This is a genomic window from Paenibacillus mesotrionivorans (genome assembly GCF_046098205.1).
Taxonomy (GTDB): Bacteria; Bacillota; Bacilli; order Paenibacillales; family NBRC-103111; genus Paenibacillus_AR; species Paenibacillus_AR mesotrionivorans.
This window is the reverse complement of sequence record NZ_JBJURJ010000005.1, coordinates 277282-299736: the sequence shown is the minus strand read 5'-3', so window position 1 is coordinate 299736 and position 22455 is coordinate 277282. Positions and strand designations below refer to the sequence as shown.

General features: G+C 54.3%; 18 protein-coding genes and 1 other annotated feature. Of the genes, 12 read left to right on the top strand and 6 right to left on the bottom strand.

Features of this window, described 5'->3' with window-relative positions:
• Positions 1-214 precede the first annotated feature (214 nt).
• Together ACI1P1_RS09565 and ACI1P1_RS09560 are read left to right on the top strand one after the other, a co-directional pair.
• Complete coding sequence (locus ACI1P1_RS09565) at positions 215-2008, top strand: M3 family oligoendopeptidase (RefSeq protein ID WP_416216146.1); 1794 nt, start codon at positions 215-217, stop codon at positions 2006-2008.
• A 144-nt stretch (positions 2009-2152) separates the two neighbouring features.
• A complete protein-coding gene (locus ACI1P1_RS09560) occupies positions 2153-2377 on the top strand; it encodes a hypothetical protein (RefSeq protein WP_416216145.1) in 225 nt (74 codons plus the stop codon).
• Between the two features lie 177 nt (positions 2378-2554).
• Here the strand turns inward: ACI1P1_RS09560 and ACI1P1_RS09555 are convergent, their stop codons facing one another.
• The 3 genes from ACI1P1_RS09555 to ACI1P1_RS09545 form a co-directional block, all read right to left on the bottom strand.
• Positions 2555-2779 (bottom strand): small, acid-soluble spore protein, alpha/beta type, encoded by a 225-nt coding sequence (locus ACI1P1_RS09555; RefSeq protein WP_416216144.1) that lies wholly within the window; start codon positions 2777-2779, stop codon positions 2555-2557.
• Positions 2780-2875: 96 nt separating this feature from the next.
• Positions 2876-3217, bottom strand: a complete 342-nt coding sequence (locus ACI1P1_RS09550) for a DUF1980 domain-containing protein (RefSeq protein WP_416216143.1) — start codon at positions 3215-3217, stop codon at positions 2876-2878.
• Between the two features lie 10 nt (positions 3218-3227).
• On the bottom strand, positions 3228-4229 hold the full coding sequence (locus ACI1P1_RS09545; protein WP_416216142.1) for a permease: 1002 nt from the start codon (positions 4227-4229) through the stop codon (positions 3228-3230).
• Between the two features lie 114 nt (positions 4230-4343).
• Positions 4344-4576 (top strand) — a binding site (T-box leader).
• A 65-nt stretch (positions 4577-4641) separates the two neighbouring features.
• On the opposite strand from ACI1P1_RS09545, the gene trpS reads away from it, so the two are divergent.
• Positions 4642-5625: a tryptophan--tRNA ligase gene (trpS, locus tag ACI1P1_RS09540; protein WP_416216141.1), complete on the top strand. Its 984-nt coding sequence runs from the start codon at positions 4642-4644 to the stop codon at positions 5623-5625.
• Positions 5626-5733: 108 nt separating this feature from the next.
• Here the strand turns inward: trpS and ACI1P1_RS09535 are convergent, their stop codons facing one another.
• Positions 5734-5928 carry a DUF5325 family protein gene (locus ACI1P1_RS09535; protein ID WP_416216140.1) on the bottom strand — a complete coding sequence of 65 codons (195 nt, stop codon included), beginning with the start codon at positions 5926-5928 and terminating at the stop codon, positions 5734-5736.
• A gap of 224 nt (positions 5929-6152) precedes the next feature.
• On the opposite strand from ACI1P1_RS09535, the gene ACI1P1_RS09530 reads away from it, so the two are divergent.
• Complete coding sequence (locus tag ACI1P1_RS09530; RefSeq protein WP_416216139.1) at positions 6153-6374, top strand: small, acid-soluble spore protein, alpha/beta type; 222 nt, start codon at positions 6153-6155, stop codon at positions 6372-6374.
• A gap of 179 nt (positions 6375-6553) precedes the next feature.
• On the opposite strand, the gene ACI1P1_RS09525 is transcribed toward ACI1P1_RS09530, so the two are convergent.
• Positions 6554-7537, bottom strand: a complete 984-nt coding sequence (locus ACI1P1_RS09525; protein ID WP_416216138.1) for a metal-dependent hydrolase — start codon at positions 7535-7537, stop codon at positions 6554-6556.
• A gap of 594 nt (positions 7538-8131) precedes the next feature.
• On the opposite strand from ACI1P1_RS09525, the gene ACI1P1_RS09520 reads away from it, so the two are divergent.
• The 4 genes from ACI1P1_RS09520 to ACI1P1_RS09505 all read left to right on the top strand — a co-directional run bounded on the left by ACI1P1_RS09520 (position 8132) and on the right by ACI1P1_RS09505 (position 14607).
• Positions 8132-9463, top strand: coding sequence for a DUF1593 domain-containing protein (locus ACI1P1_RS09520; protein WP_416216137.1), 1332 nt, complete (start codon positions 8132-8134; stop codon positions 9461-9463).
• 233 nt (positions 9464-9696) lie between these two features.
• On the top strand, positions 9697-10287 hold the full coding sequence (locus ACI1P1_RS09515) for an ABC transporter permease family protein (protein ID WP_416216136.1): 591 nt from the start codon (positions 9697-9699) through the stop codon (positions 10285-10287).
• A 349-nt stretch (positions 10288-10636) separates the two neighbouring features.
• Positions 10637-12451, top strand: a complete 1815-nt coding sequence (locus ACI1P1_RS09510; protein ID WP_416216135.1) for an ABC transporter ATP-binding protein — start codon at positions 10637-10639, stop codon at positions 12449-12451.
• The gene (locus tag ACI1P1_RS09505) at positions 12448-14607 is read left to right on the top strand and encodes an ABC transporter ATP-binding protein (RefSeq protein ID WP_416216134.1); all 2160 of its coding nucleotides are present in this window, start codon (positions 12448-12450) and stop codon (positions 14605-14607) included. The genes ACI1P1_RS09510 and ACI1P1_RS09505 overlap by 4 nt, the downstream gene beginning before the upstream one ends.
• 569 nt (positions 14608-15176) lie before the next feature.
• Here the strand turns inward: ACI1P1_RS09505 and ACI1P1_RS09500 are convergent.
• Entirely contained in the window at positions 15177-16136 is a 960-nt protein-coding gene (locus ACI1P1_RS09500) for a metallophosphoesterase family protein (protein WP_416216133.1), read from the bottom strand.
• A 390-nt stretch (positions 16137-16526) separates the two neighbouring features.
• Here ACI1P1_RS09500 and ACI1P1_RS09495 point away from each other — a divergent pair, with 390 nt between their 5' ends.
• The 4 genes from ACI1P1_RS09495 (at position 16527) to ACI1P1_RS09480 (ending at position 22394) form a co-directional block, all read left to right on the top strand.
• The gene (locus ACI1P1_RS09495; RefSeq protein ID WP_416216132.1) at positions 16527-18137 is read left to right on the top strand and encodes a type 2 periplasmic-binding domain-containing protein; all 1611 of its coding nucleotides are present in this window, start codon (positions 16527-16529) and stop codon (positions 18135-18137) included.
• A gap of 70 nt (positions 18138-18207) precedes the next feature.
• Complete coding sequence (locus ACI1P1_RS09490) at positions 18208-19122, top strand: ABC transporter permease (RefSeq protein ID WP_416216131.1); 915 nt, start codon at positions 18208-18210, stop codon at positions 19120-19122.
• Between the two features lie 24 nt (positions 19123-19146).
• On the top strand, positions 19147-20022 hold the full coding sequence (locus ACI1P1_RS09485) for a carbohydrate ABC transporter permease (RefSeq protein ID WP_416216130.1): 876 nt from the start codon (positions 19147-19149) through the stop codon (positions 20020-20022).
• 110 nt (positions 20023-20132) lie between these two features.
• Positions 20133-22394: a helix-turn-helix domain-containing protein gene (locus ACI1P1_RS09480; protein ID WP_416216129.1), complete on the top strand. Its 2262-nt coding sequence runs from the start codon at positions 20133-20135 to the stop codon at positions 22392-22394.
• Positions 22395-22455: the final 61 nt, after the last annotated feature.

Here is a 22455-nt window from a genome sequence, read left to right as displayed (position 1 = left end):
AGTTTTTCCATAATGCTCCGGCATTCGCGTGAGTATTGCCCTCTTACCATTACCATACCCGAATCCGCCGGATTCAACCGGATTGGAATGAGGCGGAAAGGTTGGGTATAACCCATTTTTACCCAGGATCTGCTTCGCATTGAGGGCGGGATTGTGGTTTAATGAAGGTATTGCAGCTTTACACTATTTTAACCGAAGGAAAGGTGTACATACGATGAAAATGGCATTGCCGCAAGTCTGGAATATGGACCGCATTTTTGAAGGAGGCAGCGCCTCCTCCGAGTTCGGCGCATTCGTGGAGGAAACCGACCAATTGGTGGCCGAGCTGGCCCGCAAGCTGAAGGGCGGAGAGCCGCCTGCCAGCAAGGATGGCGCATGGGGGCTGATGGAAGCTGTCTCGCTGATGCAAACCATTCTGTTCCGCGTCCGGGAATCGGAATCCTTTGTAGGCTGTTTGGCTGCGGCCAACACCTCCGACAAAAAAGCGCTGCAGCTGGACGGCCGCATCAAAACCCAACTGGCCGCTTACCAATCGGCGCTGACCCAGCTGGACCGGATTCTGAAGGGGATCGAGGATGATGTATGGGCCGAGCTGAAGGGGATTCCGGAATGGGATCACATCGCCTTCAATCTGGATGAGCGGAGAACCGCCGCGCGGGAGAAGCTTCCGCCGGAGCAGGAGGCCTTGGCTGCCGATCTGGCTGTGGACGGTTATCATGGCTGGAGCAGCATGTATGATACCGTTGTCAGCCACTTCTCCATCCAGCATCAGGAGGATGGCAAGGACCTGAAGCTATCCGCCGGACAAGCCTTTAACAAGCTGCATACCGGTGACCGCAAGGTTCGGGCGGAGCTGTTCCGCAAGTGGGAGGAAGCTTGGGGGGAGAAGGCGGATTATTGCGCAGACGCCCTGAACCGTCTCGGCGGCTTCCGGCTGCAGCTGTACCGCCACCGCGGTTGGAATTCCATTCTGAAGGAGCCTCTGTCCGTGTGCCGGATGAAGCCGGAAACTCTGGACGCCATGTGGGATGCCGTTTCCCGCAGCAAGGAGCCGGTGAAGCGTTATCTGGAGCGGAAGGCGCAGATCCTCGGGCTGGACCGGTTGGCCTGGCATGATGTCCCTGCACCTCTGGGAGAAACCGCTAAACATATCTCCTATGATGAAGGCGCCAAGCTGATTGTGGAGCAATTCGGACGCTTCAGCCCGAAGATGGCCGAATTTGCCCGGACCGCTCTGGAGGAAGGCTGGATTGAGGGCGAGGACCGTCCCGGCAAACGCCCGGGAGGCTTCTGCACGTCCTTCCCGTTGAAGCAGGAAACCCGGATTTTCATGACCTACAGCGGTACGATGGACAATGTTTCCACCCTTGCCCATGAACTGGGCCATGCGTACCACCAGCATGTGATGAACGATATGCCTGCGCTGGCCCAGGAATATGCCATGAACGTGGCCGAAACCGCCTCGACCTTTGCCGAGATGATCGTCAGTGATGCGGCGCTGAAGCTGGCGGAAGACAAGGAAGAGAAGATTGCCCTGCTGGAGCAGAAGATCCAGAACACTGTGGCGTTTATGATGAATATCCATGCCCGGTTTATCTTTGAAACGCGCTTTTATGAAGAGCGGAAAAGCGGGCTTGTATCCGTGGAGCGCTTAAACGAACTAATGCTGGAGGCGCAGAAGGAGGCTTATTGCGGAATGCTGTCGGAATACCACCCGCATTTTTGGGCGTCCAAGCTTCACTTCTATATTACCGATGTTCCTTTCTACAATTTCCCCTACACCTTCGGGTTCCTCTTCAGCTCAGGCATTTATGCCAGGGCGCAGGAAGAGGGCGAGGAGTTCGGCGAGCGGTATGTGGACCTCCTGCGAGACACCGGCAGCATGAGCGTGGAGAATCTGGCAGCCAAACATCTGAATGTAGACCTGAGCAAGCCGGAATTCTGGCTGCAGGCTATTGAGTTGTCCCTGAAGGACATTGAGGAATTTTTGGAGCTTACTGAAAAGTGATTCGTTTCATTCCCTGTTTCTTCGGGTAAGTAGTTCTTTCCGTTAGTTCTTTCCACACTTCCGCGCCTGTTGAATATGGGCTAACCTTGTAGTATCAAGGTTTTTCATGTTTGACGGAATTTAGGGATAGCGGGGTGAAAAGGGATGACACTTGCGAACTGCAAGCATTGCGGAATATTGTTCTTAAGAGGGAAAAGCGACTATTGCAGCGAGTGCCAAACTTCTCATGACCGGATGTACATGAAGCTGCGGGACTACGTAAGAAGCCATCCGCAGAGCACCGTTATGGATGCGCACGCCAAAACGGGCATTCCCGTTTCCAAGCTGCTTGAATTGGGCAGTGAGGAATTTACGCCGTTCTCCAGATAAGGCGTTTGATCTGTCACCCGTTGGAGTCACTTTAGGAAGGAACCGATAGCATGAGGCGAAGGACCTGGTTTTGGGGTGCCTGATAGGGGCATACCACAACCAGTGACCCGCAAAAAAAGAAGGACCGGGAGTGATCCCGGCCCTTCTTTTCTTTGTACTGCTGCGGCAGAAGTCCGATTAGCGGGCGTTGCCGGAGAGTTGTTGCTCGGCTATTTGCACGAGCTTGCGGGTAATATGACCACCGATGGCGCCTGTGTCACGAGTAGCCATGAAGCCGTAGTATCCGTCTTGAGGAATTTGAATGCCCAGTTCTTGCGCTACCTCGTATTTCATTTGATCCAATGCTTTGCTGGCTTGAGGCACTACGAGTGTATTGCTGGAACGACTTTGTCCTGCACCCATTATTATCACCTCCGTTTGATGCTAGTATGGTCGCGGAGGGGAAAATCATGCATGCAAATCAATTTCCAATTTGTTCCTGCGTGGTTGCCGCCGGTTTCAGAGCCTCCACAGCTGCAGCATCCCGATGGCCAGAGGTATCAGGAAGATGCCATATTTCAACCAGGCTCCCACACCGGCCGGGGGACTCTCCTCACAGCCGCAATCCTCTTCCTGGCGGCCATAGCCTCCCCAGGCGGATTCCACCAGCATAAACAGCTGGCAGACAGCCAAGGCATACAGCCCTATAGCCGAAAGCTTCACGATAACGGTCATTCCCGGCTCCACCTTTTCCCCTAAACCGCCATGGCGGACCAGAAGCAGGATGTATGTGGCGAAGCCGGCCAGAATGGCCGTACGGCAGCCGTAATGAACAGCGCGGGCCAGATCGGTTCTGTTCATGGGTCCTCCTTTATGAAAATCCGGGAATGAGCCATCCCAGTCCCACCGCACCGCCGATAATGGCGGCTCCGGCAATCAGCGACAGGATCAGCACGAAGCGTACCTTAAACACGGAGAGGAGCATCAGGGTGCCTTTGAAATCGATCATGGGGCCTAACACCAGAAAGGTCAGCAGCGAGCTTTTGGAAAAGGCGGGCACAAAGGAGGCAGCTACAAAGGCATCGGACGAGGAACAAAGGGACAGGGCATACGCCAGCCCCGCCATAAAAAGATGGGCGGTCATCCCGCTGTGGCCGATGGAGGACAGGCTGGAGGGGCTGACCAAGATTTGCATCAGAGCCGTGGCCCCGGCCCCCAGGATCAGATATTTGCCCATCTCAAAAAATTCATCGGACCCGTGCCGCAGTATTCCCTCCAAAAAGCTTCTGTGGGTATGGACATGCTCCCCGCGCTGCCCGGCCAGAGAATGGCGGAGGGGAGAACGCACGGCATAGCGGTACAAACAAAGCCCCGTGAAGGCTGCAACAGCAAAGGCAAGCCCCATCCGGGCATAAGCCATTTCGGGTATGGAACCGAAGGCCATGAGGGTAGAGGCAAACGCGACGGGATTCAACACCGGACCCGCCAGCAAAAACACAGCTGCCATATAGACGGGCATCCCCTTATTCATCAGCCGGCGGACAATGGGCACCATGCCGCATTCGCATACGGGAAACAGGAGTCCGAGGGAACAGGCGAACACAATGCCGAGAATGGGATTCTTCGGGATCAGCCGGCGAATCACATGCTCGGACACGGCCAGATGAAGGATGGAGGAAAGAATCACCCCCATCAGCATAAAAGGCAGGGCGTCGAGGATGATGCCGAGAAAAATGGTGCCGAAGGGACCGGTTAAGACCGGCAGCAGGATTGACCAGTCAGGCAGTGGTCTGGTGGCCGCAATCAGAATTAACAGAATGCAGCTGCCCAGGCCCATGGCCGGTGGTGCCCAGCGCAGAAATGCGGCTTGCATGGCAGGTTACCTCCTTGAGACAGGCTTAAGGGCTTGTTTAAGCCTATGCAGGCGGTGATTGACTTTATGCGGCGGCACAGTATAAAATAGGGTTCATTCAGAGGCATACGCATACTGGATGCGATGAGAGGAAAAAGTAGTCGGATTTCGCTTCTTCAGAGAGCCGGTGGTTGCTGGAAACCGGTGGAGCGCGCCAGACGAATGGGTCCTTGAGCAGACTGCTTCTCCCGCAAGCCGGGAGAGCCCCAGCCGGCTGTTCCCCGTTAGCGGAACGTTCAAAGGTTTGTATCCGGCCGTACGGCCCGGGCAAACGAATGAGGGTGGCACCACGGTCTTTCGTCCCTTGCGGCGGCAGGCCTTTTTGTGTTGAAAAAAAGCGTTATTCAAGTGAATATGAGGAGGGGCAATTCCCATGAAAACTGTGCTTTCCGGCATTCAACCCAGCGGCAAGCTGACCATCGGCAATTACATCGGGGCCATTAAGAACTACGTGGCGCTGCAGGAGGATTATAATTGCTTCTTTATGGGCGTGGATCTCCATGCCGTTACCGTTCCCCAGGATCCCGCGGCGCTCCGTGAACAGACGGAAATGATCGTGGCGCTGTATGTGGCAGCCGGCATTGATCCGAATAAGGCGGCCATCTTCATGCAGTCGCATGTGAAGGAGCATGCCGAGCTGGGGTGGCTGATGACCACCCTGACCTATATGGGCGAGCTGGAGCGGATGACCCAGTTTAAGGACAAGGCGGCAGGCAAGGATTCGGTAGGAGCGGGGTTGTTCGTGTATCCGTCCCTTATGGCGGCGGACATTCTTCTGTACAATGCCGATCTGGTGCCGGTAGGCGAGGACCAGAAGCAGCATCTGGAGCTGACCCGGGATTTGGCCCAACGGTTTAACCAACGGTATGGACAAACCTTCATGGTGCCGGATCCGTACATTCCCCAGGTAGGGGCACGGATTATGTCCTTGGACGATGCTTCAAAAAAGATGAGCAAGAGCAATCCCAACCCGGGCAGTTATATTGCCCTCCTGGATACTCCGGATGAAATCCGCAAGAAGCTTTCCCGTGCGGTTACGGACTCCGGCCGCGAGGTGCGGTTTGATCCGGCGGAAAAGCCTGAGGTTTCCAACCTGATGAGCATTTACACCCAATGCTCGGGTCTCACGCTGAAGGACGTGGAAGCACGTTATGAGAGCCAGGGGTATGGCGCCTTCAAGAAGGATTTGGCCGATGTGGTAGTAGCGGCGCTGGCGCCTATGCAGGAGCGCTACAAGGCCATCCGGGAAAGCGGCGAGATTCCTGCCATTCTCCGCTCCGGTGCAGAGAAGGCGTCAGCCAAAGCAGCACCGATGGTCAATGCGGTCAAGGAGAAGATGGGCTTCCTGCTTCCTTAAAGGATATGTGCAATAAATCAAAAAGACCCGCTGGAGCCCTCAAGGCTTCAACGGGTCTTTTGGTAGTGCTGAAGTGTTCAGGCTAGGACTGTCCGGGCTAAGATGTCTTTAAGATTGCCTGCCCAGCGCCTCCTGCTTCCGTCTCATCTTCGCCTTCATCCCGAAGCCGAAGCCGATCCACAGGAAAGCCGCCACACCGCATAGGACAACCCCCCACGGATTGCGCAGACTGATAAAGAAGCTGACACCCACCAGAAGTAAGATTCCGATACTCGCGAACAACAGAGCCATCCACCGCGGCATCTCTTCTCCCCCTCGTATTGAAAGCGTGATGAACCGTAGTGCCGGGAGTTTCCCCATCCCAGGGCGTGTCCGATAACCCGCTTGGAGTTATCAGGACACGCCCTAAAAAAATGTTGAGCTTTCATGAATATTGTCCGGCTAACGCTGCCATAATAAGTTTGCAAGCTTGAAAGAGAGCTTGCTAATCCAACTAAGATAACCAGATTGAAAGGAGTGCTTACGCAATGGGTACTGGACAATCTCGCAACAGCAACACTCTGGTGGTTCCTCAAGCAAGCCAAGCTTTGGATCAGCTGAAATATGAGGTAGCCCAAGAGTTGGGCATCCAAATTCCTCAAGACGGTTACTATGGATTCATGGCTACGCGCGATACTGGCGCAATCGGCGGCCACATCACCCGTCGTTTGGTACAAATCGCTGAGCAATCTCTTGCAGGTAAGTTTTAATTAAGCGCAAAGCGCTTTGAAGATGCTTAACCGAAATAAGCGGGCAGCTCTCCTTTAGTGGGGAGCTGCTTTTGCTTTGTTTATTAGAATGATTATAACATAAATTTATAAAAAGGAAGCAAAAAACCCGGACCGGCGAACAGCTTACGCTCGCAGGTTCCGGGTTTATTTGAATGAAATCAGGGGGTATCCAGACGCAGCTTCTTGTACAGCCGGGATTCGGAAAGCCAGCCCACATAGGAATCAATGGGGTTCATATCCCGGTCAAGCAGCACCGCGGCTACAAAGGGATACTGCTTGCGGTGGCGGTACCGGACATCGGCCCAACGGACCTCATAGCCCCATTCATGCTCCTTCAGCTCGGCACAGGCAAAGGACGAAAAATACAGGAAGGCGGCCACATCCGGATGGGACTTGGAGGCATCCACGGCAGGGTGGCAGGCGCATTGAGCCGTATCCAGCCAGATCAGACGTTTTTGCTTCAATTCGCCGATGGTGTAAGAGCCGTCCGCATGCTGCTTCATCACATTCCAAGCGTACAAGTTGATGGTCGGAATGAGATAGTAGCGGTCTCCGGGCATATAATCCTTGTCTTTGATGTGCAGACTTCGCTCGAGGAAGAAGTGGTGCAGGGTCCTCCAGATGTAATACAGGATAATGAGACTGTACAAAACGGGAAATATGGTTTGCGGCTCCGCCAGCTTGAAGGCCCACAGGAAAATGGCGGTCAGATGGGAGACGAAGATAAACGGATCAAAAATATGGATGATGTTCCACGATATCCATTTTCGTGAGAACGGTTTGACGGCTTGGGTTCCATACGTGTTGAACAAATCGGTGGCCACATGGACCACAACGGCTAACAGCGTCCACAACCCCACATGCAGGAGCGGCAGGCCTGGAATAACCAAGCCGATGGCGGCGGTGATCAGCAGGGCCCATAGGAGCAGCACCGGAATCGAATGGGACGTTCCGCGGTGCTGGCGGATGTATATGGCATTTCCCTTCAAACGAAACAGGGTGTCCAGGTCAGGAGCCTGCTGCCCGAGTACGGTTCCCAACAAAACGGCGAATGCGACAGTGGAGTTTTGGGCGACGACAGGATCAATATGGGCCAGACCGGCAAGGCCAAGACCGAAGACAAGATGTGTTCCGGTATCCATGAACTGGCATAACCTCCATTAGAATAATTCTTGATATGTTCTAGTGTAACAAATAACCATTCAAAATAAATCGGCAGAAGTCACAAATTTGTGTGGGTATTATGATAAAATTGTTAACTTCCAATTAGAACAAGGAAAAACATTTAAGAAGGAGCCGCTTATTACTCCAACTGCTTCCGAGGGCATGGGTGGGATCACATGAACGTATATGGCATACACAGTCTGAATGGTGAGAGTGGTTGCAGCAGTATGGCGAAAATCATGTAAACAAATAGGTGGATTTGAACCCTTCTAGCATTGCCCTGTACCCTAAAAATGAACCATTTTTTCGATGAAATAGATACTTGGCGAAGAAAAATTTTCGAACCGACTTTGGGGTTTTAATGTGTTCACGTTGATCGTTGCTATTCTTCCACAATTTGTTTACTCTAAGTACGTACTGGCAAGCCTGTCGGGATCGAAAGAAATGAACCACTGGTTTGCGGCACCCCATTTTATCCGGCTGTTCCAAGAAAAGTATGGATGTCCCCCATGCAGGATCTGAAAATGATGATGGACAGAGCAACACATTTCTAATGATAGGGTGGTGAAAAAATGCCATTCATGGATAAGGTAAAATCACGTGTTATCGTACTGACGGACATCAGCAGCGTGACAGGGGGCTTCAAAGAACCGGATGACGGCCAATCACTTGTGCGTTTCCTGATGTATGCGAATGAATTTGATATCGAGGGGCTTATCGCTACCCATACGAATCACTGGAATGGCCGGAAGCCGGAGTACATCCGTGAAATATTGGAGCACTATGGCCAAGTGCATGGCAATCTATCGCTTCATGATCCGGCATTTCCCCGCAAGGAGGAGCTGCTGCGTGTGGTGAAGGCAGGCAACCCGCATGACGGCCGAGAGTTTGTCGGAGAAGGCCATGATACGGAGGCATCGGAGTGGATTATTGCCGCGGCGCAGAAGGATGACCAGAGGCCGCTATGGATTCTCGTCTGGGGCGGCACAACTGACCTGGCGCAGGCTTTATGGAGAGCTGGAAACCGAAACAACCCGGAACAGCTGGCGAGGATAGTGTCAAAGCTGCGCATCTACTCCATTTCAGATCAATACGGCATCGGCGCGTGGATTCGAGAGCAGCACCCGGATTTGTTCTATATTACAAGTTACCGAAACTATCGGGGAATGTATAAGGGAGGCGATGTTTCCCTGGTTACGGCAGAATGGTTGGAGGGTAATATTACCAAGCAGCACGGTCCACTTGGAGAGGCGTATCCGATCTATCAAGGTGGCGATGTATATGGAAGCAAGGTACACGGGATCAAGGAGGGGGATACGCCGACCTTTCTGTACCTTATCCCGAATGGACTGGGTGATTCAGAGCATCCAGAATACGGCGGCTGGGGAGGACGCTTCCAGACAGCCCCGAATGGCTCACCCTGCCATTATTTCGATGCAGTAGAGAATCTGGTAGAGGAGCATTCGGATTCGGCATTATGGGCAAGCGTATACCGGTGGCGGCCGGCTTACCAGCGTTCCTTCCAAGCGAGGATGGATTGGTGTGTCAAGTCCCCGGAAGAGGCGAACCATGAGCCTGTCGTCTCGGTGAGTGGACCTTTGCGGCGCACGGTGAGTCCCGGTGAAAGGGTGATGATAAGCGCAGCTGGCTCTATAGACCCGGATGGCAACGGACTCAGCTACAGTTGGGCCGTGTACCAGGAGCCTGGCTCCTACCGCGGCACTCTGGTTCTGGAGAGCGGCTGCGAGCAGCAGGTGATGTTCACGGCACCGCAGGTGGATACTCCCCAGACCATTCATATTGTGCTTTCTGTGACAAACAACGGGCTGCCGCCTATGACTAGTTATGGGCGAATTGTTGTTACCGTCGACCCGTTCAGTGAAGAAGCTGTTTCCTTAGAGTGAATTAGGAGAAGATGGTGAAAACACGAATAGGCAGCCAGTCCAGGTGGATTGGTTGCCTTACTTTTTAAAGGTTTTCGTCCATGGGATCCGGGATAATGTTCATTTACACGGCGTCAAGGTATCGCAGAAGGTTTTGGAGACTTCGTTATGGTAGGTGGGGCACATGAATAAGTTATCCAACTGGGAATAGATATTTAACGTATTCAACTATTTGTTTTTATCGCTGCTTGCTTTTGCCACCCTGTATAGTTTCGCAGGGGAAGGTATGGCTATGGCCTTCAGGACTGAATCAGGAATTCTATAAAAAGGTTATCCATTACGAGGGGATTTGGATTGCCTACGCCAATACGTTGTTCTATACAGTGGTGGGTACGGTGGTGGATTTGGCCTTTACAACCATGGGGGCATATTCGCTTTCCAAAAAACGGCTTTTGGGTCGGAAGCCCATCACGCTCTTTATCACCTTTGCCATGCTGTTCAGCCCCGGAATGATTCCGATCTACCTGCTGGCCAACGGGCAGGAATTTATCGAGCTTACGTCGCGTCATTCCCGGATACAGCTGTTTTACCTGTGGGGACACAGTTTTGAATTCGAAAACAATAATAACTGGGAGGATATGGAGAAGTTCTGCGCCATGATCGGCAATCGCCCGGAGCTCTGGTATGCCACCAATATTGAGGTGCTGGACTACGTCAAGGCTCTGAAGAGCCTGCGGTTCTCGGTGGACCAAACCCGGGTATACAACCCGACAGCAACGGATTTCTGGATCACTGCCGAGGGCAGTGCAGTGAAGATTCCCGCCGGTCAGCATGTGAAGCTGTAGCAGACAGGCAAGCCGGTGTACCCGCAGCCATTTTGGCGCTGCGGGTATTTTGCACATTGAAGACCTTCTAATCTTAAGAGAACGGGCCAAAGAGATGTGGTTAGTGCAGCTGCCTCAGCAAGTGGAAAAGACCTGGTGTTATAAGGAATATTTGCCTAGTAAAAAGCAGCTTGTTGCCACACAAATAAAAAAAGTTATGACTTTGAACTCTTAAAGTTGTGTGGGTACGTTCTTAACTGTGTGACAGAAATAGCGCGATTGTCCATGTTTTCAGGCAAGGAAATCCATGGTCTTGGGTCGGGTTTTCAGTGTAACCTAATACATGACCCCGCTGACAGGAGGAATTTCCGTGCAAAAGGCCACTATTTTTCGAGAATACTTTGTCAATAAACGAAGACCCTATTTTTTTGGTTTTGCATTATTGTCCATTTCTTGTTTGCTGCAGCTTTTGATTCCCGAATACATGGGACAATTCACAGACAAGCTGAAGGGTCACGAGCTTACCTACCACCAAGCGGTCCGGTATGCGCTGCTGGTTATGGCGGCAGGCTTCGGAGTCGCTTTTTTTCGTTCTGTTAGCAGAACGTACATATTCCGGTTGGCCCGGGTGCTGGAGATGGAGGTCCGCAGCAAGTTGTTCGCCCATTGGGAGCGTCTGTCGGCCCAGTACTTCAATAACCAGCGGATCGGGGACCTGATGTCCCATGCCATCAGCGACGTGGGGGTGATCCGAGAGGTGACCATGGGCGGTGCATTCATGGTGATGGAAGCCGCGGTGCTGATTACGGCTACGGTGACGGCCATGGTGATCACGGTTGACCCGTGGCTGACCTTGTTTACGATGCTGCCCCTGCCCATGCTCAGTGTTCTTGCTTATACCTTTAACAAGCGGATTCAGCGGCAATCCACAGAGGTGCAGGAGGCGGTGGCCACACTCACCAGCCGGGTACAGGAATTTGTGGCAGGCATCCGGGTGGTGAAGGCGTATGTGCAGGAGAAGGCGGAGGTGGACTTTTTTACCCGTGACAATCAGGATGCGGTGGAGAAAAACCGGCAGTTCGCCCGGTCCAACTCTCTGTTCGGTGCCTTAAGCTCCGGGGTGGTGGGGTTGAGCTTCCTTATCTCTGTCGTCTTTGGGGGCGTGTTGGTTTTGAACGGCACGATTACCCTGGGCAGCTTCGTTGCCTTTAATACGTACTTGTCTTTGCTGATGGGCCCTGTGGAGAACCTGGGCAAGGTAGTCAATCAACTCCAGCGCGGCAGAGCCTCGGAGGATCGGCTGCTGGCGATCTTCATGACGGAGCCGGATGTGGTGGATGACACGGAGGCGGTGGAGAGCATCGAGCAGCTGGACGGCCGGGTGGATATCAAGAATTTGACCTTCTTTTATCCCGAAGCGCCTGAGCCAGCTCTCCGGAACATCAGCCTGTCTGTTCCCAAAGGAACCAGCCTTGCTATTGTAGGGCGGGTAGGCAGCGGCAAAAGCACACTGGTTCATCTTCTGGTCCGTATGTATAATCCGCCCAAAGGAACGGTTTTTATCGACGGGCATGATATCCATGAAATTCCCTTAAAAACCCTTCGTGGCCAGGTGGGGATCGTTCCCCAGGATCCGTTCCTGTTTTCGTCCACCATCAGGGAGAATATCGCCTTCGACCCTTGTCCCCATTCCGAGGAGGATGTGCTGGAGGCGGCTCGGCTGGCGCAGGTGTACGACAATATTATCGAGTTTCCCGAACAGTTCGAAACCACTCTGGGAGAACGGGGTGTTTCCCTGTCCGGCGGCCAGCGCCAGCGGGTCAGCATTGCCCGGGCGGTGATCAAGAAACCTTCCATTCTGATCTTTGATGACAGTTTGTCTGCGGTGGATACGGTGACGGAGGATCTGATTCTGGAGGGTCTCCATTCGGTGATGAATGACCGGACCACCATTATTATCGGGCACCGGATTTCGTCGGTCCGTCACGCCGACCAGATTATTGTGCTGGAGGAGGGTGTGATTGCCGAGCGGGGCAGCCACGAAAGCCTGCTTGCCAAAAACGGCATCTATGCCGATCTGTACCGCAAGCAGCAGCTGGATGAAGCCGCAGAGGGGTTGCCGGCGGAGGAATGCGTAGAGCAGCAGAAGCCGGGTATGAAGCTCAAGGGGGGATTGGCGCTGTGAGCAGCATTCATCAGGAAAAAGAGAAGGTTGGCATCAAGGACAGCCAGCTGCTAAAGCGGATGGCCGCGTACGCCCTGCCGTATTGGAAATCGCTTTTGTTTTGTTTGTTCCTTGCTTTTCTGATTGTAGTGGCGGATTTAGCCCGGCCTTATCTGCTGAAGATTGCCATTGACGACCATATCGGCGGATTATCCAAACCCATGCTGGCCGCCAGCGCCAATGCACCCGATGCGCGGGAGGAGCTGTCCCGGTGGGGAGATATTATTGAAAGCGGAGACCGCATCTACGTGCGGATCAACGCCGGTTCGGAGGCCGCGGCAGCCCAACAGGCGGAGGGCGGTGTGGAAAAGGCGCAGATTGTGGATGCGTCGGGCTCCTCGCTTCTGGTCCGCGGCTGGCTGACCGAGGAGGAAAATGCCGGCAAGCTGGAGACCGCTGCCGCTGCCGGGACGGAAGGCGCCAAGCTGGTGACCGACCGGGGGACGTACGAGGCCGAAGTGCTGACCAGCGGAGCCCTGAAGGATTTCCGGGCGGGAGATTACAGCGGCTTCCTGAAGCTGGGGGTTTTGTTTCTTGTGGTGGTAGCAGGAGGCGCGCTGCTGAATTATTGGCAGAGCAACCAGCTCCAGTACACCGGGCAGCACATTATCTTCAACATCCGGCAGCAGCTGTTTAACCATCTGTCACGGATGTCCATGTCCTTTTTTGACCGGAATCCGGTGGGGCGTTTGGTGGTGCGGGTTACCCAAGATACGGAGTCGCTGAACCAGCTGTACTCCCAGGTGCTGGTGAATCTCGTCAAAGACGTGATCGTCATTGTCGGCATCCTGGCCATTATGCTGCAGCTGTCTGTGAAGCTGTCGCTGATTGCCTTTGCGGTGCTGCCGTTTCTGGCGGTCATCACCTTCTATTACCGGAGGCTGGTCCGGGAGGCCCAACGGCAGAGCCGGTTGATCCTGTCCCGGCTGAATTCCTTCCTGGCCGAGAACCTCTCCGGCATCCGCATCACCCAGCTGTTTATCCGGGAGGACCGGCAGCGGGAGCAGTTTGACGGTCTCAATACCGCTTATTACCGGGCGGGTATGAAGGGGACGGTGGTCAACTCTATTTTCCAGCCGGTGATCGGGTTCCTGGGCAATGTCTCCATCGCGCTTCTGCTCTGGTATGGCGGGGCCAAGGTACTGGAGGGCGGCATTACCTTCGGTGTGGTTTACGCCTTCACTCATTACATCCGGCAGTTCTTCCAGCCCCTGCAGAGTCTTGCGGAAAAGTATAATCAGATCCAGACGGCCATGGTTGGCGCCGAACGGATTGTGGATATGCTGAACGAGGAGCCGGCCATTGTGGATGCGGAGAAGCCGCAGCCGCTGCCCGCGGCAGTGCACGGGGAAATCCGGTTCGAAAATGTGTGGTTTGCCTATACCGGCGAGGAGTGGGTGCTGAAGGATGTGAGCTTCACCATTGCCCCTGGCCAAACCGTAGCCTTCGTGGGTGCTACCGGAGCGGGCAAAAGTTCGATTATCCAACTGATCAACCGCTTCTACGACATCCAGAAGGGGTCAATCAAGCTGGATGGTGTGGATATCCGGGAGATTCCCGTGGCGGATCTGCGCCGGACTATCAGCGTGGTGCAGCAGGATGTGTTCCTGTTCACCGGGGATATTGCCCATAATATCCGGCTGAATAATGAGAGCATTACCGACCGGCAGGTCCGGGAAGCAGCCGCCATGGTGAATATGGACGAATGGATCTCCAGGCTGCCTCAAGGGTATGGCACCATGCTGGGTGAACGGGGGGTTACCCTCTCCCTGGGTGAGCGCCAGCTGTTGTCCTTCGCCAGGTCAATCGCTTTCCGGCCGCAGATTCTGATTCTGGACGAAGCGACCTCCAATATTGATACGGAGACGGAGCTGGCGGTGCAGGATGCGCTGTACACCATCTCGAAGGGGCGCACCACACTGATCGTTGCCCACCGGCTGTCCACCATCCAGCATGCGGACCAAATTATTGTCATGCATAAGGGCAAGGTTCGGGAGAAGGGCAACCACTTCGAGCTGCTGGCGAAGCAGGGGTATTATTACAAGCTGTATGAGCTGCAGTACAAGGATAGGGGAGCCGAAGCGGCTGCTGCAGCTGCTGCTTCGGGCCAACGGTAAAGGCTGCTGCGGAAGTTTATAATGAAGCGCAGCTAAAAAAGAAGGCATCTTCCTAGGGGGAGGATGCCTTCTTTTTTGCGGAGCATGGGGCGGAAACGGCAACCTGGGGCCAGGGGTTCAGCAGCAGGAGGGAAAAGGCTTTGGCTGTGTTTCATCGGGGGGACGAGGCATTGGGAGCGTGCCGATCCCATCTGCAGCTTCGGGCGGTAATGGGCTTATTTGGGGTTTGCCCGCTGCACTAACGGAACTGGGAAGCGCTTAGCGGCCGAAAATCAGTGCGGACGGCCGCGCAACGGAACTGAGCGACTGTTAGAGGCAAAACTCAGCTTCATAGAAGCAGATTTAGCCTTGTAGGAGCTTCTCAGTTCCGTAAGAATTCCTTTTAGCCGATTTTCGGCGTTTAAGAGTAGCAGAGTTCCGTTACACCGCCCGCCAGCTTACCGCCCCGCATCAAGCGCCCGCTGCCTATACCTGCACCACCCCGCATCAAGCGCCTGCGGTCTACACCACCTCACCCCCGCTCCCTGCACCGGGTCCGTATACATCCATCTGGCCCTAATCCTTGCCAGTTAGTCAGCCAGCCTCGCCGGTTCATGCCGGGGCTGCTCGGATACCCGGGTTCCGTCCTCCAGCCTGAGCCAGGTATCGAAGCGCCGCTCTCCCTCATACAGCCGGATCATTCTGGCCCCGCGGGGGAAACCTTCCCGTCCGTAGGTGTTGTGCCCGCTGGCCCGGCCATAACAGAGCCGGATGCCATGCAGCTCGCCCCAATAGTCGTTGACGTGATCGTGGCCTACGAATACGCCCAATACATGACCCTGCTCCGCCATGGCGGCGAACAGGCCTGAATTCACCGGCGGGCAGCAGACTGCCTCCTGGCGGTGCCCATAGCAGATTTGCGTCTCCCACATCTCCCGGTACTCCGGCAGCGGGATATGGAAGAAGGCGCAGGCGGGAACGGACTTGCCGTCGACCCGCCGCGGCAGAGCCAGGGACTCTTGCTCAAACCAGCGGATCTGGCTGCGGCTGACCCAGGCGTAACCCGGCACACCGGGCAGCGCGGAACGGTTGCCGGAATCCAGCAGGAACAAAACCGCGGCAGCCTGATTGTCCGCACCCAACACCTCAAGCTTATAGGTGCCGGGGCCTGGGGCGGAGGCAGGGGGAGTCACCGTATGCTTCGTGCCCAATATGGCCTGCAAGAGATCCTCCTTGGTCGCCGGAGACTCGGGCTCCGCATCATGATTGCCGAAGGTGTACGCCCAGGGAATGCCCAGGGACTCCACCGTTTCCACAGCCTCCAGAAGTGCCTTCACCGGGTCGGTGCACACGGCTTCTCCATCGGATACATGGCCCGTATAAATCACATCACCTGTGAATACCGCCAGATCCGGTTTTTCGTCGTGCAGCACCCGCTCCATCAGAGCCCGGGACAGCAAATCCTTTACGCCTCCGTCCTTCCAATGGATATCCGTAAACTGGGCAATGGTGAACTGGCCTTCCTTGTTGAAATGAAGCGTTTTTGCCACGTGCATCTTCCTTCTCTCATGTGGATTTATGTTTTAGTGCGTGTATCTGGTTGCACTTGTCAACGTCAGTGTAAACACAGCCGCACGACGCCGTCAATAAAAGGCGATCAACTGACGAAGACTTAAAAAAAGACGATGTCCAAGGCCCGGCATGGCGGTGCCCTAAGGCCCAGCAATGTCTCCAATGTCATCTGCACGCCATCCGCGCAAAAAATGATGATTCCCCTTTGCAAAGAAAAACGGACCGGGAATGAATCGCCGATATACGAAAACGGATTCCGCATCGTATAGTCAGGACATCAAGCCGCCGGACACTCCGGATTTGCGTCAGGGGTTCCGATCTACATGAAACAACAAGCGGCACCAATCAATCTGGGGAGTGAAATACGGATGAAAAAATCTTGGTTACCCATTACCGCTTCTGTTCTAACCTTGTCCTTAACGGCAGCCTGCGGAAGCTCAGGCGGCGGAAGCACCGCTTCTCCCGCAGCCGGAAGCCCCGGCGCCTCCCAAGCCGCTGTGGAGAAGGCGAAGCTGACCTTCTGGACCCCGCTGAACCCGAATGCCCTGGCTGTCATCAAAAGTCTGAGCGAGCTGCCTATGGTGGGAGAGTGGGAGAAAAAAACCAATGTCAAGTGGGCCTTCCAGCATCCCTCCGGCACCACGACGCCTGATGTGGTTCAGCAGTACGGGGTGATGATCGCCTCTAACAACCTGCCGGACGCCATGCTGTGGAACTGGGCCAACGTACAGGGCAGCACCGCCAAAATGTACAACGACGGCCTCATTATCAAGCTGAATGACCTTATTGACAAATACGCGCCTAACCTGAAGAAGATTCTGGAGGAGAATCCCCAGGTGGCCAAACAAATCAAATCCGACAACGGCGACATCTACACCATGCCCCACCTGAGAGTCGGGGAAAACGGCCAGTACAAAACCTTCAGCGGCATGATGCTCCGCAAGGACTGGCTGGAGGAGTTGGGCCTCCAGGCCCCGGAAACCATCGCCGAATGGGAAACTGTTCTGAAGGCTTTTAAGGAAAAGAAAAACGCTATTCCCTTTACCTCCAACAAAAACTATGCCATCGCCCAATACGACTTCGCCGGGGCGTACGGGGTATCCAACAGCTTCTACATGAACAACGGCAAGGTCGCCTTCGGTCCTTACCAGCCGGCCTTCAAGGATTATCTGGAAACCATGCAGCGCTGGTACAAGGAGGGGCTGATTGATCCGGACTTTGCCTCCAATGATTCCAAAACCATGGATTCCAAGGTTTCCTCAGGCAAAGCCGGCGCCTTCTTCGGTTATATCGGCGGCACCATGGGCAGTCTCCTGCCGGCGCTTCAGAAGGAGCAGCCCAAGGCCAATTTGGTGGGCGTGCAGTATCCCGTGCTGAACAAGGGGGAAGAGCCCAAATTTGTCCAGGCGACCTGGGAATATGACAATGTGGGCACCGTGATCACCAAGTCCAACAAACATCCGGAGGAAACCGTCAAGGCGCTGGATTATCTGTATGGCAAGGAAGGATCGCTTCTGAAGAACTTCGGGGTGGAGGGTCAAACCTACACCATGGTGAACGGGCAGCCCAAGTATACGGACCTGATCCTGAAGAATCCGGACAACCTGCCGTTGGGCCAAGCCATGGCCAAATATTTTATCGCCAACTACTCCTTCTCCGGCATCGACGATGACCGCTACAACGACCAGTATTACCAGCTCCAGCAGCAGAAGGATGCCGTCAAGCTGTTTGCCAAGTACGTCAATAATGCCTATTCCGTGCTGATGCCGCCTATCAGCCTGACCACCGACGAGTCCAAGGAACTGGCCAAAATCATGACTGAGGTGAACACCTACCTGAACGAAGCCCTGACCCGGACCATTATGGGTGTGGAAAAGGTGGAGAATTACGCCAAGGTATTGGAGCAGCTGAAGAAAATGAACATTGACCGCGCTATCGAAATCCAGCAGGCTGCTGTGGACCGGTACAACAAACGCTAAAAGCAGGCAGGGGAGGGGTGGGCATCCCTCCCCTTTTCCTGTGAACCATCGGATAAGGAAGTGGTTTTCCATGCAAGCCATGCGACATCTTATGAGGGACATAAGCAAGAACCGGGCCATCTACCTGATGGTGCTGCCCGTGGTACTGTATTTTTTCATCTTCAAATATCTGCCCATGTATGGTGCTGTTATCGCCTTTAAGGATTATAGTGTGGCCAAAGGCATCTGGGCCAGCGAATGGGTGGGGCTGGAGCATTTCCGGAACTTCTTCGGCAGCTATTATTTTGGCCGCGTGCTGCGCAACACCTTTCTCATCAGCTTCTATAACCTGATCTTCGGTTTTCCCGCACCTATTCTCCTGGCTCTGCTCTTAAATGAAATCAGGGCAAAATGGTTCAAATCCCTGGTGCAGACCGTATCGTATTTGCCCCACTTTATTTCGCTGGTAGTCATCTGCGGCCTGATTATCGATTTTACCAACCGCGGCGGTGTCATCCAATCCATCCTTGAGTTTTTTGGCGGGGAAAGCGGCTCGCTCTTAAACAATCCCGTCAATTTTCGCACCATCTTCGTCACCTCCTCCGTCTGGCAGGAGGTAGGCTGGGCCTCCATTATTTATCTGGCGGCGCTCTCCGGCATCAACCCGGACCTGTATGAAGCGGCGCGGGTGGACGGCGCAGGCCGGTTCCGGCAGATCTGGAGCATCACCCTGCCGGGGCTGGTGCCTACCATTATGATTCTGCTTATTTTGCGGATCGGCGGATTAATGGATGTGGGCTTCGAAAAGGTCATTCTGCTCTATAACCCCAACACCTATGAAACAGGGGATGTCATCTCCTCCTTCGTGTACCGGATGGGGCTGGCCCAAGGGAATGATTACAGCTATACCACCGCCGTGGGGCTGTTCCAGTCCGCCATCAACTTTGTGCTTTTGATCAGCGCCAACAGTATATCCCGCCGCTTCTCCGGCAACCGGCTGTGGTAGAGCTCGCACGAACAGGAGGACAACATGAAACCAAACGCGTCCGAACGGACTTTTGATATTGTCAACGGCATATTGATGATTCTTCTGATGATTGCCACCCTCTATCCCTTCTATTATGTAGCGGTGGCCTCCATCAGCGATTCTAACCGGCTGATCCAGCATTCCGGACTGCTGCTCCGGCCCCTGGGCTTCAACTGGGCCGCCTTTAAGGCGGTGCTTATCAATCCTAATATCGGGACAGGGTACATGAACACTCTGATTGTACTGGTTTTCGGCACCCTGATTAATCTCTTTTTCACCACCCTGGGGGCGTATTCCCTGTCCCGCAGATTTGTTCTTCGCAAGTACATTATGGTGGCTATTGTGTTTACCATGTATTTCAGCGGCGGTCTGATTCCCACCTATCTGCTCATCAACAACGCCCTGCATATGGGCAACAGCTATCTGGCCCTGACCATACCTGTTGCCATCAGCACGTGGAATCTGATCATCATGCGCACCTCCATGGAGGCGCTGCCGGAGAGTCTGATTGAATCCGCCCGGATCGACGGAGCCGGAGAATTCCGCATTCTCGCGCAGATCGTGCTCCCCCTGTCCATGCCGGTAATCGCCGTGATGATCCTGTATTACGGAGTGGCCCACTGGAACGCCTGGTTTAACGCCATGCTCTTTATGCGGGACAGAAGTTTGTTCCCCCTCCAGCTGATTTTGCGGGAAATTCTGGTGATGAACAGTACGGACTCCATGATGACGGAGGTGTCGGTGGCCGACTCCCAGGCGATTGGGCTAAGCATCAAATATGCCACCATTATGGTAGCAACAGTGCCGATTCTGCTGGTGTATCCCTTTTTGCAGAAGTATTTCGTCAAAGGGGTAATGGTGGGAGCAGTTAAGGAGTAGGCAGCTGATTTTTATCGGATTCTGTCGATGTTGAAGTATAATAAAATCAGGATAAGAACCATGTTAAGTTATGGAATACTCCGAGCTTGAGACAGAAGGGGGCAACCGGGTTGAAACGCAGCATATTCTTATTCTGGCTTGGCTCCAGTCTGGTGATCCTGTGCATTCCCATTATGATTACCTTGGCGGTGCTCCTGCGCTCCCAGCATCTGCTCAATTCGGAGGTGATCCGCTCCAACGAGGCGCTGCTGATTCAAGTGAAGCAGTCCATGGACGCCCAGGTGCGGAATATGAAAAAAATGGGCCTGCAGCTTTCGCTGGAGCCCAAGGTGCTCCGTTATTTGGAAAAAAAGGACTACGGCTCCCCCGCGTTTAAGCTGGAGACCTTGGATCTGATCCCCACGCTGCAAACCTACGCGGCCTCCAACGGGGATATTATGGACTTCTATATTTATCTGAAGCAGCCGAAGCTGGGTGTCAGCACCTCCTCCATGGCGGAAGCGGATATTCTGTACCGGAATTTTTATAGCGGCAAGGAGATGACGGAGGCGGAATGGCGGGCTCTTATGGAGAAGAATTATCCCGGCGTGATGGAAAGTATGGCTGCAGGGGATCTGTCCTACATCCAGTCCCTGCCCCTGCAGGAAATGAACCAGGCTCCCGCCACCCTGGTGGTGCTTCTGAATACGGACAGCCTCAAGTCGGCCATCTCCAGCATTCAACTGGCCCAATCGGGAAGTGTGGCCATTGTAGACGCCCAAGGCCGCCCTGTTATGTGGGTGGGAGAACAAATTCCGGCTTCCGGGATGGATTTCCAGGGGCTGGAGGGCGACCTGGGGACGGTGGTAGACAAGCAAAACACCATCTCTTATGTAGCTTCGGAGGAGCATGACTGGAAGTATGTCTCCATTGTGCCCACGAAGATTTATTCCGCCAAGGTCAGCCAGCTGCAGAACTGGATCTATGTGTCCATGGCGCTGTCTCTCTTGATCGGCGGCTGCTTGTCCTTTTGGCTGACCCGGCGCAACTATCTGCCCATCCGGCGGATGGTGGATACGGTATCTCCCCGGGTGAAGGCCAATCTTCATGAGATCAAAAATGAATTTAGCCTGCTGGACCGGTTTATGTCCGAGCATCAGCAAAATCTGGACGTGGCGGAGAAGACCATCAGGCAGCAGAATGAAGCGTTGAGCAAGCATTTTCTCGCCCGGCTGCTTAAAGGCAGAGTGGAGCGGGGGGTAGCCCTGGCCCAAACTCTGGAATCCTTCGGGTACCGGTTTGCCGGGAGCCATTTTGCGGTGCTGCTGTTTCATATCGGATCCTATCAGGGGCTGTTTCATCCCGACCAGGAGATGGATGAGGAAAGCCGTCTGCAGTTTGTCCATTTGATTGTCAGCAATATCTCCGAGGAGCTGCTGGCCCAGCAGCATACGGTATATTCTGCGGAAGTCGACGGCATGGCCGCCTTTCTGGTGAATTTGGACGGGGAGGGACCGGAGGCGCTGGCGGGTCTTCTGGACAAGGCGAAGGAGGCCCAGGAGATTATCCAGAACAAGTTCCTGATCCAGCTGACCATCGGGGTGAGCAATATCCATTCGTCCCAAACCAGCATTCCCCAATGTTATGAAGAGGCCCTGGAGGCGTTGTCCTATAAATTCGTCATCGGCCAAAGCCTGATTATTCCCTATGAGCGCATCCGCATCTCCAAAAACGAGCTGTTTTACCCGCTGGATATGGAGCGGCAGCTCATCAACCATATTAAAACCGGCCAATATGAGGAGGCCATGATGGCGGTGAGCACGCTGATCTCCACCAATCTGTCCGGAGGCATTCTGTCCTTTCAGTCCGGCAAGCTGCTGATGTTCGAGCTCATCGGCACCATGCTGAAGGCCACCGAGCATATGGAGCCCCATGATGACGGGCTGGCCCAGGAAAAAAGCGAGCTGATCAGCCGGCTGCTGGGCGGGGAAACCTTTGCCGACATGGAGAATATGATCTACCAGTTCCTTCGGACGGTATGCGACTTTATTGACGCCCGGAAGCGCAGCCACAATACGGGCTTGAAGGAGCAGGTGCTGGAATATATCGAGGAGCATCTGGCCGACATGAACCTGAGCCTGGGCGCCCTGTCCCTGGAGTTTAATCTCAACGGCCCGTACCTGTCCCGCTTCTTCAAGGAGCAGACGGGGGAGACCTTCATTGATTATGTCAATCACCAGCGGGTGCGGCTGGCCAAGCGGCTGCTTACGGAAACCAACGCAACCATTAACGATATTACGGAGAAGGTGGGTTTCACCAACAGCAATACCTTCATCCGGGTGTTCAAGCGCTACGAGGGCATTACCCCCGGCCAATACCGCAAGGGAGAGTAGGGGGCGTCTGAAAGTCGGATCGTCGGATAATCGGATCGTTTGATTGTGCGAAGACAGGAGG

Bases quoted from the DNA above. Each gene is read 5' to 3' on its own strand.
- ACI1P1_RS09565 (WP_416216146.1), top strand. From the start codon at position 215: ATGAAAATGGCATTGCCGCAAGTCTGGAATATGGACCGCATTTTTGAA.
- ACI1P1_RS09535 (WP_416216140.1), bottom strand. From the start codon at position 5,928: ATGCCGCGGTGGATGGCTCTGTTGTTCGCGAGTATCGGAATCTTACTT.
- ACI1P1_RS09550 (WP_416216143.1), bottom strand. From the start codon at position 3,217: ATGAACAGAACCGATCTGGCCCGCGCTGTTCATTACGGCTGCCGTACG.
- ACI1P1_RS09520 (WP_416216137.1), top strand. From the start codon at position 8,132: ATGCCATTCATGGATAAGGTAAAATCACGTGTTATCGTACTGACGGAC.
- ACI1P1_RS09525 (WP_416216138.1), bottom strand. From the start codon at position 7,537: ATGGATACCGGAACACATCTTGTCTTCGGTCTTGGCCTTGCCGGTCTG.
- ACI1P1_RS09545 (WP_416216142.1), bottom strand. From the start codon at position 4,229: ATGCAAGCCGCATTTCTGCGCTGGGCACCACCGGCCATGGGCCTGGGC.
- trpS (WP_416216141.1), top strand. From the start codon at position 4,642: ATGAAAACTGTGCTTTCCGGCATTCAACCCAGCGGCAAGCTGACCATC.
- ACI1P1_RS09560 (WP_416216145.1), top strand. From the start codon at position 2,153: ATGACACTTGCGAACTGCAAGCATTGCGGAATATTGTTCTTAAGAGGG.
- ACI1P1_RS09490 (WP_416216131.1), top strand. From the start codon at position 18,208: ATGCAAGCCATGCGACATCTTATGAGGGACATAAGCAAGAACCGGGCC.
- ACI1P1_RS09530 (WP_416216139.1), top strand. From the start codon at position 6,153: ATGGGTACTGGACAATCTCGCAACAGCAACACTCTGGTGGTTCCTCAA.
- ACI1P1_RS09495 (WP_416216132.1), top strand. From the start codon at position 16,527: ATGAAAAAATCTTGGTTACCCATTACCGCTTCTGTTCTAACCTTGTCC.
- ACI1P1_RS09555 (WP_416216144.1), bottom strand. From the start codon at position 2,779: ATGGGTGCAGGACAAAGTCGTTCCAGCAATACACTCGTAGTGCCTCAA.
- ACI1P1_RS09485 (WP_416216130.1), top strand. From the start codon at position 19,147: ATGAAACCAAACGCGTCCGAACGGACTTTTGATATTGTCAACGGCATA.